The sequence below is a fragment of the Amycolatopsis sp. NPDC059657 genome, from assembly GCF_042734395.1.
In the GTDB taxonomy this organism is placed as follows: domain Bacteria; phylum Actinomycetota; class Actinomycetes; order Mycobacteriales; family Pseudonocardiaceae; genus Amycolatopsis.
The window spans coordinates 1-14,181 of the sequence record NZ_JBHWEB010000178.1 but is presented as its reverse complement, the minus strand read 5'-3'; the positions used below and the strand labels follow the sequence as shown (position 1 = coordinate 14,181).

General features: G+C 68.5%; 10 protein-coding genes and 1 pseudogene. 5 read left to right on the top strand and 6 right to left on the bottom strand.

Translation table 11 applies throughout. The features are described from left to right. Window positions 1-131 precede the first annotated feature (131 nt). The 5 genes from ACFV15_RS45225 to ACFV15_RS45205 form a co-directional block, all read right to left on the bottom strand. The gene (locus tag ACFV15_RS45225; RefSeq protein ID WP_378359300.1) at window positions 132-1,439 is read right to left on the bottom strand and encodes an MFS transporter; all 1,308 of its coding nucleotides are present in this window, start codon (window positions 1,437-1,439) and stop codon (window positions 132-134) included. A gap of 35 nt (window positions 1,440-1,474) precedes the next feature. After that, window positions 1,475-1,885, bottom strand: a complete 411-nt coding sequence (locus ACFV15_RS45220; protein WP_378359298.1) for a cupin domain-containing protein — start codon at window positions 1,883-1,885, stop codon at window positions 1,475-1,477. 21 nt (window positions 1,886-1,906) lie between these two features. Next, entirely contained in the window at window positions 1,907-3,604 is a 1,698-nt protein-coding gene (locus ACFV15_RS45215) for an AMP-binding protein (protein WP_378359296.1), read from the bottom strand. A gap of 8 nt (window positions 3,605-3,612) precedes the next feature. After that, complete coding sequence (locus ACFV15_RS45210) at window positions 3,613-5,520, bottom strand: FAD/NAD(P)-binding protein (RefSeq protein ID WP_378359294.1); 1,908 nt, start codon at window positions 5,518-5,520, stop codon at window positions 3,613-3,615. A 225-nt stretch (window positions 5,521-5,745) separates the two neighbouring features. Further along, window positions 5,746-6,393, bottom strand: a complete 648-nt coding sequence (locus ACFV15_RS45205; protein WP_378359292.1) for a hypothetical protein — start codon at window positions 6,391-6,393, stop codon at window positions 5,746-5,748. A gap of 210 nt (window positions 6,394-6,603) precedes the next feature. Between ACFV15_RS45205 and ACFV15_RS45200 the strand changes: the two genes are divergently transcribed. Continuing rightward, window positions 6,604-6,804 (top strand): hypothetical protein, encoded by a 201-nt coding sequence (locus tag ACFV15_RS45200; RefSeq protein ID WP_378359290.1) that lies wholly within the window; start codon window positions 6,604-6,606, stop codon window positions 6,802-6,804. A 9-nt stretch (window positions 6,805-6,813) separates the two neighbouring features. Here the strand turns inward: ACFV15_RS45200 and ACFV15_RS45195 are convergent, their stop codons facing one another. Next, complete coding sequence (locus ACFV15_RS45195) at window positions 6,814-7,983, bottom strand: serine hydrolase domain-containing protein (protein WP_378359288.1); 1,170 nt, start codon at window positions 7,981-7,983, stop codon at window positions 6,814-6,816. A 201-nt stretch (window positions 7,984-8,184) separates the two neighbouring features. On the opposite strand from ACFV15_RS45195, the gene ACFV15_RS45190 reads away from it, so the two are divergent. From ACFV15_RS45190 to ACFV15_RS45175, 4 genes and pseudogenes are all read left to right on the top strand, one after another. Beyond that, a complete protein-coding gene (locus tag ACFV15_RS45190) occupies window positions 8,185-10,557 on the top strand; it encodes a GMC oxidoreductase (RefSeq protein WP_378359286.1) in 2,373 nt (790 codons plus the stop codon). Next, a complete protein-coding gene (locus ACFV15_RS45185) occupies window positions 10,554-11,519 on the top strand; it encodes a lipase family alpha/beta hydrolase (protein ID WP_378359284.1) in 966 nt (321 codons plus the stop codon). The genes ACFV15_RS45190 and ACFV15_RS45185 overlap by 4 nt, the downstream gene beginning before the upstream one ends. Window positions 11,520-11,521: 2 nt before the next feature. Continuing rightward, entirely contained in the window at window positions 11,522-12,745 is a 1,224-nt protein-coding gene (locus ACFV15_RS45180) for a cytochrome P450 (protein ID WP_378359282.1), read from the top strand. A 97-nt stretch (window positions 12,746-12,842) separates the two neighbouring features. Continuing rightward, a pseudogene (locus ACFV15_RS45175) lies at window positions 12,843-14,181 on the top strand (exo-beta-D-glucosaminidase); the annotation flags it as partial.

The window sequence follows — 14,181 nt, the reverse complement described above, 5'->3', positions numbered from 1 at the left end:
GTCTCCGGTGGTGTTCAGGTTCTTCTTGGTCGACGAACCACCTACCGGAGACCTCACCTGCTTAGGCCATCGACACGCCCGACAGCGCCAACTCCTAGCTCAACTTGCTCGAGACGACTTCGATACAGGCCCTAGTCGACCGCCTTCTCGCGGGGCACCAGCACCGCCGCGATGACCGCGGGCACCGCGCCGATCAGGATCATCGTGACCGCCCATGACCCGGAGATGTCCAGCACCACCGGGATCAGCACCGGCGTGATGAACGCGCCGCCGAAGACCATGGTGTTCTCCAGGCCCAGCGCGGTGCCGCTGCGTTCGGCGCCGGCGATCTCCGCGATCTCGGCGTAGGCGATGCCGTGCCAGCCGCAGGCGAAGACGCCCGAGACACACAGCAGGGAGACCGAAACCGGCGCCGGGGCGTCCGAAGCGACCGCGACACCGACGAATCCGATCGCGGTGATCCAGCTCATCCACTTGATCACCGTGCGGCGCAGCCTGCCGTCACGGCGGTCCGTCCAGCGGCCACCCCAGACCCGGCTGACCGCGCCGAGCACCTGGACGGCGACCAGCAGCCCGGCGATGGTGCCGATGCCGACGCCCTTGGCGGTGTGCAGGTAGATGCCGGCGAAGGTGAGCACCACGAACTGCGGGCAGGTCAGCAGCCCGGAAGCGATCGCGACGCGCCAGACGTTCCACACCTTCAGTGGGCTGGGCACCGTCGAAACGCGCTTCTGTCCCTTGACTTTCGGGGCGGCCTTGGCGACCGGCGGCTCGTCCAGCCAGAAGTAGATCGCCGCGGTCGCGGCCAGCGAGATCACGGTCAGGAAGACGAACACGCCGCGGAACCCGTAGTTCATCGCCAGGAAGGGCAGCGCCGCCGCGCCGATCGCGCCGCCGACGGGCACCGCCGTCACCCGGACGCTGATCGCGAATCCACGCTCACGCTTGCTGAACCAGGCCATGATCGCGCGGCCGCTGGCGCCGTTGACGCTGCCGCCGAGCGCGCCGGCGACGAGCAAACCCAGTGACAGCAAGGCGATCGTCGGTACCTGGCCGCCGGTCGGCACCAGGAAGGCCGAGATGAGCCCCAGCACCACGGTCAGTCCGACCATGCCCGCGACGAGGACCTTTCGCTCACCGATGCGGTCCGAAACGATGCCCCACACCACATCGCTGACGGCGATGCCGAGCGACATGAACGACAGCACCAGGCCGAGCTGCCCGGTGGTCAGCTGGTAGGCGGTCTGCATGAGCGGCCCGGCGACCGGGATGCCCTGGAAAGCGACCGAAAACGCCGCCTGTGCGCCGAAACCGATCGCGAGCACCGCCCATCGGTAGCGTGGCCCGTGTGTTTTCTTCCGGTCTAGCGCGGTTTCGGTCGGCGTGGTCACCGGGGTCTGGTGGACGGCGGTCGCGGTCCGTTCGAGCATGCTGGTCATGACTGGTTCTCCAAGAAGGTAGTGGCGGGGTTCGATCAGGCGAAGGCGGCGAACAGTGCTTCCTTCTCGGCGGCGGTGAGCGGGCGAGTGCCCTTCTCGCGGACCACCAGCGCGACGCAGCCGTTCGGGCTGGAGACCTGGTGGATGCTCGTGGGGTCTTCGAGGATCAGCGTTCCCGGCGGGTAGACGTCGCCGTTGCTGTTGTGCAGCTCGCCTTCGAGCACCAGCAGCAGCTCGAAGCCCAAGTGCTCGTGCAGGTCACCGTGCGAGCCGGGAGCGAAGCGGCCGATGTAGGCCTCGGCCTTGGTCTCGCCGGTCTGCTCCCCGGTGTAGAGCCATTCGACGTCGACGCCGCTGCGGCCCGCCTGGTTGTAATTCGTCCACTTGATGCTGCCGTCGTGCAGGCCCTTGCCGAAGACATCGCGGTAGATGGTGACGTTGTGCATGACGATTCTCCTTAGACAGTTTCAGCCCATGCCCGGCGCGCCGAGCGCGACCAGATCGAACAAGTCCCGCGCCAGGTACTCACCGTCCGCAACGGACTCCCTGGCGTTCTCCTGCTTTCGTAATTCGGCCCGCCGGATCTTGCCGGAAGTGGTCTTCGGCAACGGCCCGAATTCGAGCCGCCTGATCCACTGATGTGGTGCCAATTGGTCCTGCACATGCGCGAGAATCGACCGCGCCGTCGACTCGGACGGCTCAGCGCCCGCCGCGAGCGTCACGAAAGCCTTCGGTACCACCAGGCCGACCACGTCCGGGCTCGGCACGACGGCCGCTTCGGCGACCTCTTCGTGTTCCAGCAGCACACTTTCCAGCTCGAACGGCGAGACGCGGTAGTCATAGGACTTGAACACGTCGTCCGCGCGGCCCACATAGGTGAGGTAACCGTCCGCGTCGCGGCTGGCGATGTCACCGGTGTGGTAGTAGCCGCCAGCGAAGGTTTCCGCGTTCTTCTCGGGGTTTCCGAGATAGCCGGTCATCACGCCGGCCGGTCTCGGGTCGAGCTTGACGCAGATCTCGCCCTCGTCGGCAGGCTGCCCGGTGATCGGGTCGACCAGCACGATTTCGTAGCCAGGCAAGGGTTTCCCCATCGAACCGGGGCGGACCGGCAGGCCCGCGGTGTTGCCGATCTGCGCGGTCGTCTCGGTCTGGCCGAACGCGTCGCGCACGGTGATCCCCCACGCCTGGCGGACGTGCTCGATCACCTCGGGGTTCAGCGGCTCGCCGACGCTGCCCGCCTCCCGCAGCCGGACCGGCCACTGCCGCAGGTCCTCTTGGATCAGCAGGCGCCACACGGTCGGCGGCGCGCAGAACGTGGTCGCGCCGTGCTCGACGAGCGCGTCCAGCACCACCTTGGCCGAACCGGTCGGGTTGGCGACCGAAAGCACCGTCGCCTCGGCGTTGAACGGGACGAAAAAGCTGCTCCAGGCGTGTTTGGCCCAGCCGGGAGCCGAGATGTTGAGGTGCACGTCGCCGGGCTGTACCCCGTTCCAGTACATCCCGGACAGATGCCCGACGGGATAGCTGGTGTGGTTGTGTTGCGCGAGTTTCGGCTTCGACGTCGTCCCGGACGTGAAGTAGAGGAACAGCTCCTGGTCGGCTGACGTCGGCCCGCCCGGGACGAATTCGGCCGACGCGTTCGCGGCGTCCGAGTAGTTCAGCCAGCCCTCGACCGGCGTACCGACCACGATCTTCGTGAGGTCGGCCTTGGCGAAAGCGCCGGTCAGCGCGGCGGTGGTGATCACGTGCGACACCGCGCCGCGGTCCAGCCGGTCGGCCAGGTCGGCAGGCCCGATCGTGGTGTACGTCGGGATGACCACCGCGCCGAGTTTCATCGCGGCCAGCAGGGTTTCCCAGACCGCCGCCTGGTTGTCGAGCATCAGCAGCACGCGGTTGCCACGCTCGACACCCTGCTCCCGCAACCAGTTCGCGACGCGACTGGACCGCCGCGACAGCTCCTCGTAGGTCACCGAGGTGACCGAGCCGCCGTCGACGATCCGCAGCGCGTCACGGGAATTGCCGGCCGCGACGGCGTCGAACCAGTCGAGCGCCCAATTGAACTCGTCGAACTCGGGCCAGCGGAACCGCTCGTAGGCCGCGTCGTGGTCTTCGCGCAGCTCCAGCAGCAGATCGCGGGCAGCACGAAACCGTTCGGTCTTGCTCATGATTCTCCTTATGCGGCGAGCGCGGACGTGTACACCCGCGCCTCGGCGAGCGCGTCGGCGGCGATGGCGTCGGCATCGGCGTGGAACCCGGACAGCGGGCCGGGTCTGCCGTTGCCGATCTGGGTGAACCAGCGGACGTTCTCGGTGGGGATGCCGATCGCGTAGAGATCGGGATCGGGACGGCCGTTGCCGTCGATCACCAGGAACGGCGCGGGCGTGACGGCCAGGCCGCCGGTGGCGAAGTCGCCGTTGAGGTATTCGCTGATCACGCCGTCGGCGAGCAGCTGGCGGGTGAGCGGCGCCGAGTCGAGGCCGAGCGCCGGGCGCGGGATCCGGCCGTCGATGAGCGTGCTCACCAGCCGTCGCGAGCCTTCGACCTGCGACGAGTGCAGCGCGAACCGGCCGGAGCCGGGATCGGTACGGACTTCGGTGGCCGGACCGACCACGGTCAGCACCCCGGCACGCAGCAGTGCGCACGCCTGGGAAACCCGGACCGCCGGTGGCCCCGCCGACACCATCGTGTTGACGGGGTTGAAGAAACCGAGGAAATCGTCGCGATGCGACTCCGGCAGCAGGCCGCCGAAGTCGACGGCCGAGCGCAGGAAGCCGCGGGTGTCGCGCAGGATGTCGAGCGCGGCCTTGAGCGGACCGTCCATATTGCCCTGTTCGGCTTGGGAGACGTCCGCGTCGAGCAGAGCGAGCAGCCGGTCGTGGTACTCGCCTGGCGAGGCGAAGATCTCGCCCTTGAACGGCCGCGCCATGCCGAGCATGTCGATCGGCGGGATGTTCTCGAGCCCGAACTCGACCAGCAGGTCCCGTACCGCGCCGGGGTTCTCGCGGGCGATCGTGAGGTGGCGCCTGGCGAACTCGCGCTCGGCCAGCTGCCCCTTCATGCGTTTGAGGTGCGTCCGGTAGTAGACGTGCTCGACTTCCAGCTGCAGCAAGGGAAACAGGTCGGTGAGAAAGTCCAGCTGCGCGGACCCTCTGGTCCGTTCGGCCGTGTAGCGCGCCGCCGTCAGCGCCAGATCGGTGACGAACCGTGGGCGGTACCGGTAGCTCGGCGCCTTCTGGTTGCGTCCGCGCGCCAGCATCGGCAAGCCGCTGCGTGAGCCGGCGGCGATGGCCGGTTCGTGGCCACTCGGCCGGTACCGCAGCATGCCGCCTTCGGTGACGAACTCGCCGCCGCGGCCGTGGGTCAGGGCGGCGAGCACGTCGTAGAAGGTCAGGCCGAGCCCGATCACGCCGACCGGTTCACCGGGGCGGATGCCTTCCAGGTCCATCTCCGCGGCGGAGTCGCCGCGCAGGTAGGTGGCGCCGGGGTGCGCCTCGGCGAACCGGAGGAACTCGTGGTCCCAGCCGTTCGGCACCACCTTGGGATGGCCGGTGGCGAGCACGACCTTGTCGGCGACGATCGCCTTGTCCTCGGTCGTCAGCCGTTTCCGGCCGCCGGCCTGGTCGATCCTGGTCACCTGCGCGCTGATCGGGATCACCTCGACCCCGCGCGGCGCGGTGGCGACCAGGTTGTCGAACACGCTGGTCAGGTACTCGCCGAAGACCGGGCGGGGCGCGTAGTCACAGGGGCCGAGCGCGGCGAGCCTGCTGTCGGGGTGCCGGGTCAGCCACTGGTGCAGTGACGGCCCGGCGCCTGCTCTCGGCGGTCCGCCATCCGGTTCGCCGGAATAGAGACTGACCTCGCCGGTGACCGTGTTCATGGCGAACCAGTCCGGCTGCGAGCTGCGCCAGACCCGGCCCGCGCCGTGCTCGCCGGGATCGATGGTCCAGATCCGGACGGCCGACGCGGCAGGGTCCTCGGTCAGCCGCACGAGCAGGCGCTCCAGCACGGACAGCCCTCGTGGACCCATCCCGACGATCGCCACATCGACCCCGGAACCGGAATGCCGCTCGATCTCGGACATAGTTCACCCCTCATGAGTAAAGGCAGATGACTGGGGAATTCGCGGAATGCTCAACCAGTGGGAACGTTTTCCGCTTTGGGCATGCTTGTGCCGTGCAGAAAGCGTGACATGGTCCGATGATTCCTGTCAACCCTCGCTTTCCCTTGTGCGCCAAGGGTTTTCGCGCGCACGCAAAAGGGGCCTCCGGCGCGGGGTAATCGCGCGGGAGGCCCCTTTTTGAGCCGTCTAGGCGGCGTGGGAGGAAACGCTGATGTTCTGCTGGGCTCGCTCGATGCGACGGCCCAGTAGAAGCCATTGGTCGGGTCGCACGGTGTGTCCCGCTTCGCAGCCGACCTGGTCAGGCGACCATTCGCCGTCGCCCTTGATCGTCGCGTGGACGGCGCGGTCGCAGTCCTGCTCGGCGCAGGGGCCCAGGTCGAGCCGCATCTCGTTGCTCGGCTCGAGCACGCCGCGTGCGGCGCCGGCCAGGTCGTTGATCTCCTCGACGAAGTCACTGGCCGCGGGATGCGCCATCAGCGCGTCGAAGTGGACCATGAGGAAGCCCGCGAGCTTGCGGACCTGGCGGTGGTAGCCGGGTGCCACGCCGAGCTCGTCGACGACCAGCTTCGCCCACGCGCCGAGCACCTCGACCATCTCGGCCCTGATGTTGACGGCGGGCTCGTTGAGGGAGATCCCGTTCGGCCGCCAGCCGCTGATCCGCTCCCGCATCCCGGTGCGGCCGAGCGTCAGAGTGCGCTCGAGCTCTTCGTAGAGCCGCGGCAACCCGACGAGCTCGGTGCCCGCCTTGTCACTGCATGCCATGCAGATGCGGTGCCCCGGCACGGACGCGTTCTGGCAGTCAAGTGCGTCGCAAGGATTCTCCGTCGTGGTCATGGTTCCAACCTCCAGGTGTGGCGCTGTGGTGGTGGCGCTTGCCGTTTCGATGGGAGAACTGTCGCCCGGACGGCTATTCGATCTCTATGCATCGCCTATCAGCCGCCACCGCCTCCGCCGATAGCCGACCGAAAGAGGACCGATGGGCCGCGGCTGTCTAGTGGGTTCCAGCAGGGACGACCTGCGAAAACCACCAGACGGAGGCCCCGGATGAACGCCAAGCGCACGCTCACCGCTTCGATCATCGGCTCGGTCATCGGCTTCGCGGCCCTCGTCACCACCCTGGCGCCGGCCGCACTCGCGCTCGGCACCGAAAGCTCCTCCGTCAGCGTCGTCGCCGACGGCCCCACCGACTGCCCCGCGGACACCCACTGGAACGGCACCGAGTGCGTCAACGACACCCACTGGTGAACCCGCGTCTCAGCGAAGTGCTTGCTGCACCAGCGCTCTGATCTGCTGCCAGTAGCGGCCCTGGATGGCCGAGGGCGTGTGCGTGAAAAAGGCCACCCCCAGGTCTTCGGCCGGATCGGCCCACCAGGTCGTGCCTGCCGCGCCCGGCCACGTCACCTCTCCCGGCGAGCCCGCGCTGACACCGTCACCGACCTCGCGGCGCACCGCCAGCGCCAGCCCGAAGCCGTGACGCGGATTCCAGCCGGGCTTGTGCAACCGGGTCAGGTCGGTGCCTGGCTCGAGCTGATCCGCCAGCATGAACTCGACCGTCTTCCGGCCGAGGAGGCCATGTCCCTTGTCGAGCAGCACCCGGAGGAAGCGGAGATAGTCGGGCACCGTGCTGACCAGACCGGCCCCGCCCGAGTCGAAGCGCGCCCTGCCGAGGTCGGGCAGGCTCTGGTGTTCCCCGGTCAGCGGATCGAGGGGAAGCGGCTGAGCGAAGCGGTCCTTGTCGGGTACACCGAACGTGGTGTCCTTCATGCCCAGCGGTGCGAAGACCGCGTGGCGCAGGTAGTCACCGAGCCGTTCGCCGGTGAGCGACTCGATGATCAGGCCGACGAGGTCGAGGCCCCAGCCGTAGTGCCACAGCGCGCCGGGTTCGTGCAGCAGCGGGAGCGCGGCGAGCCTGCTGATGAACTCCTGACCGGTCAGGTCGGTCATCCCGTCCCCCACCGCTTCGACATACAACCGGTGCGTAGCGGTGTCGCCCAGCAGGCCCTCGGGAAGTCCCGCGGTATGCCGCAGCAAGTCCACAAGGGTCGGCTGACGGACGGCTGGCCTGGACGTCCCGTCAGCGCCCGCGACGAGGCGGTTCGCGAACTCGGGCAGGTAGGTGTCGACGGGCGCGTCGAGCACCAGCCGGCCCTGCTCGTGCAACAGGAGCGCGCCGACAGCGGTGATCGGCTTGGTCATCGAAGCGATCCAGAACAGCGAGTCGGTGGTCATCGGGAGACCGCGGGCCCGGTCGCGATGACCGAATGCCTCGAGGAAGGCGAGACGCCCGTCCCGCACGATGCCGAGTACCGCGCCCGGCATCCGGTCGGCCGCGATCTCCTCGCCGAGGAACCGGCCGATCCTCGCCAGCCGCGCGGCGTCGAGGCCGACCTCGTGCGGATCCGCCCACTCGAACACTTCGTCCATCGTTCCCCCAGTCACTTCGGTTCCATTTCGACCATAGCCGTTCGGCCGGCAGTGTCGCACTGAGCGGGATTTCCGGCGCGAAAACCCCTGACATATGATGTATCACCCCCTTTTCAACGCCCATGGTCTTGAGCGCGTGGAACCGGCGTTCCTACAGTTCTGACGAATCTGGCGAACTCCGGCGTTGACCGAGGGAGCGTTTTGGACACCGAGAACCGCGAACACATCCACGCCGTGGTGGTCGGGTCGGGATTCGGCGGTTCGGTGACCGCGTTCCGCCTGGCGGAAGCGGGCCGTTCGGTCGTGGTGCTCGAACGGGGACGCGCCTATCCGCCGGGGAGCTTTCCCCGTACGCCCGCGGAAATGTCGCGAAATTTCTGGGACCCGAAGGCCGGCATCTACGGCATGTTCGACGTACTCACCTTCCGCAGGCTGCAGGCCGTGACCGGCAGCGGGCTCGGCGGCGGCTCACTGCTCTACGCGGGTGTGTTGCTGCGGAAGGACGAAAAATGGTTCGTCGACGAAGAGGCGCTGCCGGGCGGCGGTTATGAGAACTGGCCGGTGACGAGGGCCGACCTGGAAAAGCATTACGACGCCGTCGAAAAGATGATGGCGCCGACGCCGATGCCGTTCGACCGGCCGGGATATTCGGAAACGCCGAAAACCATCGCCATGCGCGACGCGGCCCGCCGGATGGGCGCCGAATGGTCGCTGCCCCCGCTCGGGATCGCCTTCTCCGCGAAACCCGGGCTACCACCCGAGCCTGGCACGCGGATCGCCGAGGACGACTACAAGAACCTGCACGGCGCGGTCCGCCGGAGCTGCCGGATGTGCGGCGAGTGCAACATCGGCTGCAACGACGGCGCGAAGAACTCGCTCGACCACACCTACCTGTCCGCCGCGAAGGCCAAAGGCGCCGAGATCCGCACCTCCGCGGAGGTGGTCAGAATCGCGCCACGGGAGCGAGGCGGCTACGAAGTCGACTACCTCGTGCACGATCCGGACGCCGGGCCTGCCGCGTTCAAGCACTCGAAGCTGCTGAGCTGCGATGTGCTCGTGCTGGGCGCCGGCACGTTCGGCACGGTCGAGCTGCTGTTGCGCAACCGCGCGAACTTCCCCGGTCTCAGCCGCGCGCTCGGCACCCGGTTCAGCGGCAACGGCGACGTGCTCGGCTTCATGCTGCGTGCGACCGAAGGCGGCCCGCGCACGCTCGCCGCCAGCCAAGGGCCGGTGATCACCAGCTCGATCCGGTTCCCCGACGGTCTCGACGGCGCCGCCGGGCAGCGGGGCGGATACGTGCAGGACGCCGGGTTCCCGCTGTTCGTCGACTGGCTGGTCGAAGGCAGCCGGGTGAGCAAGCTCGGCGCGCGGGCGGCCCGGTTCGCGGGCGACGCGCTCGCCGGTTCGCTCTCGCCGCACCGCTCACCGCATTCGGGCGCCCGGCTTTCGTCGCTGCTCGGCTGCGGCCTGCTGTCCGACACCTCGATGCCGCTGCTGGCCATGGGCCGCGAACGTCCGGAAGGCACGCTGAGTCTCCGGCGCGGCGAGCTGGACCTGCGGTGGCGCCACGAAAGCTCCCGCGACTATTTCGCGCTGGCCGGCGAACGGATGCGCGCGATCGCCGAAAGCGACGGCGCCGAGTACCGCGACAACCCGATGGGCCGGGGTGGCCGGGTGGTCACCGTGCATCCACTCGGCGGCGCGCCGATGGCGGTCACCGAGCAGTCCGGGGTGTGCGACCCGCATGGCCGGGTGTTCGGCTTCCCCGGCCTGTACATCGCCGACGGCAGCGTGATGCCGGGGTCGGTCGGGCCCAACCCGTCGCTGACGATCGCCGCGCTGGCCGACCGCCTGTGCGACCGCATGCTGGAGACCACGCGCGCGGCGGCGACACAGGCACAGGCACCGGCACCGGCCGAAAAGCCGCCACCCCGTCCCGCCACGACCTCCGGCCTGCGGTTCCGCGAAAAGATGGTCGGCACCTACGCGCTCGGCGGCACCCGTTCGCAGGCGTTCACGCTCCGGCTGAGCGTCGAGATCCCCGATCTGGACACCTTCCTCGCCGACCCGAAGCACCGGGCGGACGTCTCCGGCTGGGTCGACAGCTCCACGCTCGGCGGCAGGCAGGTCGTGCAGGGGACACTGGAGCTGCTCACCCGGCACGCCACCCCGGTCGGCGCCCGGATGTACTACCGGCTCAACACCGTCGGCCGCGACGGCGAGCCGCGCGTCATCCTCGGCTGCAAGGACGTGCAGCGGCGCTCGGCGTGGGGACTGTGGCGCGACACCACCCGGATGTGGGTACGGGTGTACCGGGGCACGGTCGACACCGTCGACTACGTCCACACCCGCCATCGCACCGCGCGTGTCCGGGTCCGCGTGCGCGACCTGCCACGCATGGTCCGCACGTTCCAGGCATTCGGGCCGCGCCGGATCCGCACCGTCCGCCGGTTCCTCGGCTTTTTCGCGGGCCGACTGGTCGACGTCGCCAGGCAGGTGCCGAACAACCCCGATCCCAACTCGCCCGCCTTCCGGCTGGTGCGGATCAACGCCCCTTGGAGGAAACGCCGGTGATCGTGCCTTTGATCGCGCGCGACGGGCTTCCGCTCAAGCTCAGCCGCGTGGTGGCCGAAAAGCCGCCAGCGCGCGGGCCGGTGCTGCTCGTGCACGGCGCGGGCAACCGCGGCGAGACCTTCATGCCGCCGCATCGCACCACGATCGTCGACGCGCTACTGGCCGAAGGCTGGGACGTCTGGCTGTTCGATTGGCGAGCCTCGAAGGAGGTCGGGTTCGTCGAGTGGACGCTGGACCAGGCGGCGGAATTCGACCACCCGGCGGCCGTGGCCAAGGTGCTGGAGCTGACCGGCGCGGACGACGTCAAGATCATCGCCCACTGCGTCGGCTCGGCCTCGGTCGCCATGTCCGCCGCCGCGGGCCGCCTCGCGGGCGTGAGCACGATCATCGGCAACGCGTTCGCGCTGCATCCGGTCGTCCCGCCGGTGTCGACGGCCAAGTTGCGTGGCCTTGTCCCGATCGTCGGCGCGCTCACCCGCGACGTCTCCCCCGCCTGGGGCGACAAGCCTGACGGACTGCTGGCCCATTTGATCCGTCTCGTGGTCCGAGCGACCCATCGCGAATGCCGCAACGACGTCTGCCGAATGGCGAGCTTCATCTTCGGCGGCGGCCGGTCTTCCTTGTGGAACCACGGAAACCTCGACGAGGCCACCCACGACTGGCTGCGCGCCGAATTCGGTCCGGTGCCGCTGTCCTTCTTCCGCCAGATGGCACGCGCGACCGCGAAGGGACACTTCGGCTACACCGAACCGCCTGACGCGCGGTTCGTGCTGCTGACCGGTGCGGAAAACCGCTGCTTCCTCCCGGAAAGCCAGCGCCGCACCTTCGCACATCTCGAGCGCCACCAGCCTGGCCGCCACGAGCTGCACGTCTTCCCCGGCTACGGCCACCTCGACGTCTTCATCGGCAAGAACGCGCACGCGGACACCTTCCCGACGATCCTCGCTGAACTGGAGAAATGACCATGACCACTGCCGTGGACGTCGAGTCGGCCCTGCTCACGCTCTTCAGCCCGGAGGGCCACGCGAACCCGTACCCGATCTACGACACGCTCCGCGCCGGCGCGCCGGTGAGCTTCCACAGTGGACTCAACGTCTACTTCCTGACCCGCTACACCGATGTCGAAACCCTGCTCGGCGGCGCCGATTTCCGGACCCCTGACGAGGAATGGGCCGATGAGCACAAGCCGGGCTGGCGCGACCACCCCGCGTCGGTGTTCATGCACACCTCGCTGCTCTACCGGAACCCGCCGGACCATTCGCGCCTGCGCAGGCTGGTCAGCAAGGCGTTCACCGCGCGCCGCATCGAAGCACTGCGCCCGCACATCGAAGAGGACGTCCAGCGGGTGCTGGACGCGCTCGAAGAAGCGGGCAAAGACGGCAAGGTGGTCGATTTCCAGGACATCGTGAGCTTCCCACTGCCGGTCAGCGTGATCGGCGACCTGGTCGGGGTGCCCAAAGAGGACCAGGGTCAGTGGCGCTGGCTCGTCGACGACATGGCGAAGCTGTTCGACCCGGTGCTCGACGAGGAGACCCACGCCAAGGCCGACAAGGCTTGCGAAACGATCTTCGCGTACTTCTGGGAGCTGCTCGCCAAGCGCCGCGCCGAGCCACAGGACGACCTGCTGTCGGCGTTGATCGCCACCCGCGACGGCACCGACGCGCTCACCGACGACGAGCTGGTCAACCTGGTCACCCTCATTTTCGGCGCCGGCTTCGAAACGACCACCGGCATGATCGGCAACGGAATCCACGCTCTGCTGGCCAACCCTGACCAGCTCGACCTGCTCAAAGCCGACCCGAGCCTCGCCGCGGGCGCGGTCACCGAGGTGATCCGCTACGACGGTTCCGCGCAGATGGTGCTGCGGATCGCCGGTCGTGACACCCGCATCGCCGACGTCGGCATCCCGGCGGGCGCGATCATCACCGGCTTCCTCGGCGCGGCCAACCGCGATCCCGGACGTTTCGAGGACCCCGCGCGGTTCGACATCCGGCGGGCCGCGAACCGGCCACTGACCTTCGGCGGCGGCATCCACTTCTGCATGGGGTCGGCGGTGGCCAAGGTCCAGGGCGAGATCCTGTACAACGAGCTGTTCGCCCGGTTCCCCGGATTCCGGCTGGCGGGTGAGCCGCGGCGACGCTCAGTGCTCGCCATGCGTGGTTTCGATCACTTGCCGATCACTCTCTGATTGGTGACAAAATGTCACTCGGTAGTGCAAGCTAGTCGCACAACAGTTACCCTCGGTGTATCCGCCGACACTGAGCAGAGTCACCCGAGGAGTTGGCATGCCCGCGAAACGACGGGCACCCTGGCTGGTCGCCATCCTGGTGTTGCCTTATCTGATGTCGGGATCGAACCCGGTGCAGGCGGCGGAAGCACCCTTCGACGCGGCCGCGACAGCGGCGCCCGGCGAGGTTCAGACGATCCCCGCCTTCCGGCTGCAGTCCAGCGCGAAGGCCACCCAAGGTGGCGCGAAGATCGCCACCCCGGCGTACGACGACTCCTCGTGGGTCGCGGTGCCGGCCAGGTCGACCGTGATGGGCGGGCTGATCACGGCTGGCAAGTACCCGGACCTGAACTACTCGACCAACCTCAAAGACAAGGTGAACAAGGCCGACTTCACGGTCCCGTGGTGGTACCGCAAGACGTTCACCGCGAAGCCGAAGAGCGGCGTCCACACCTTCCTGCGGCTGCCGGGCGGCGTGATCCCGAGCGCGGAGATCTGGGTCAACGGCGTCAAGATCGCCGGGCCCGACACGGTCGCGGGCGCGTACCCCGAGCACGACTTCGACATCTCGCCGCACCTGCGCTCCGGCGTCAACGCGCTGGCGATCAAGGCGTTCCCCGCCGACCTCTGTTACGACCCGGACACCGACCCGTGCCAGCACCTGTCCATCGGCTTCCTCGACTGGAGCCAGCCGCCGCCGGACAACAGCATGGGCCTCTGGCGTGACGTCCAGCTCGCCGAGACCGGCCCGGTCACGATGCGTCACCCCCGGGTGCTGACCGACCTCGAGGTGCCCGCGCTGCAAGCGGCCGACCTCACGGTGAAGGCCGATCTCACCAACAACACCGGCGCCGCGGTCACCACGACCGCGCGCGGCACGATCGGCGCGCTCTCGTTCACCCAGGACGTGCGGCTGGCCCCGCACGAGACCAAGACCGTCACGTTCGCGCCCGAGCAGTTCGGCCAGCTGCACCTGACGAACCCGAAGGTCTGGTGGCCCGCGCAAATGGGCGCGCAGCCGCTGTATCACCTGGCGCTCACCGCCACGGTCAGCGGCGTGCTCTCCGACCAGGGCAAGGCCGACTTCGGCGTGCGCCACATCGACTCCGGCCTCAACGCCGAGGGCGACCGCACCTACGCGGTCAACGGCAAGAACTTCCTCGTCCGCGGCGCCGGCTGGGAGCCGGACCTGTTCCTGCGCGACAACCCGCAGCGGCTCAAGGACGAATTCCGGTACATGCGCGACCTCGGGCTGAACACGATCCGGCTGGAGGGCAAGGAAGAGAACGACGAGTTCTACCAGCTCGCGGACCAAATGGGCATCATGGTGCTCGCGGGCTGGGAGTGCTGCACGAAATGGCAGGCCTACGACAAGTGGACGGAAGCCGACCACGTGC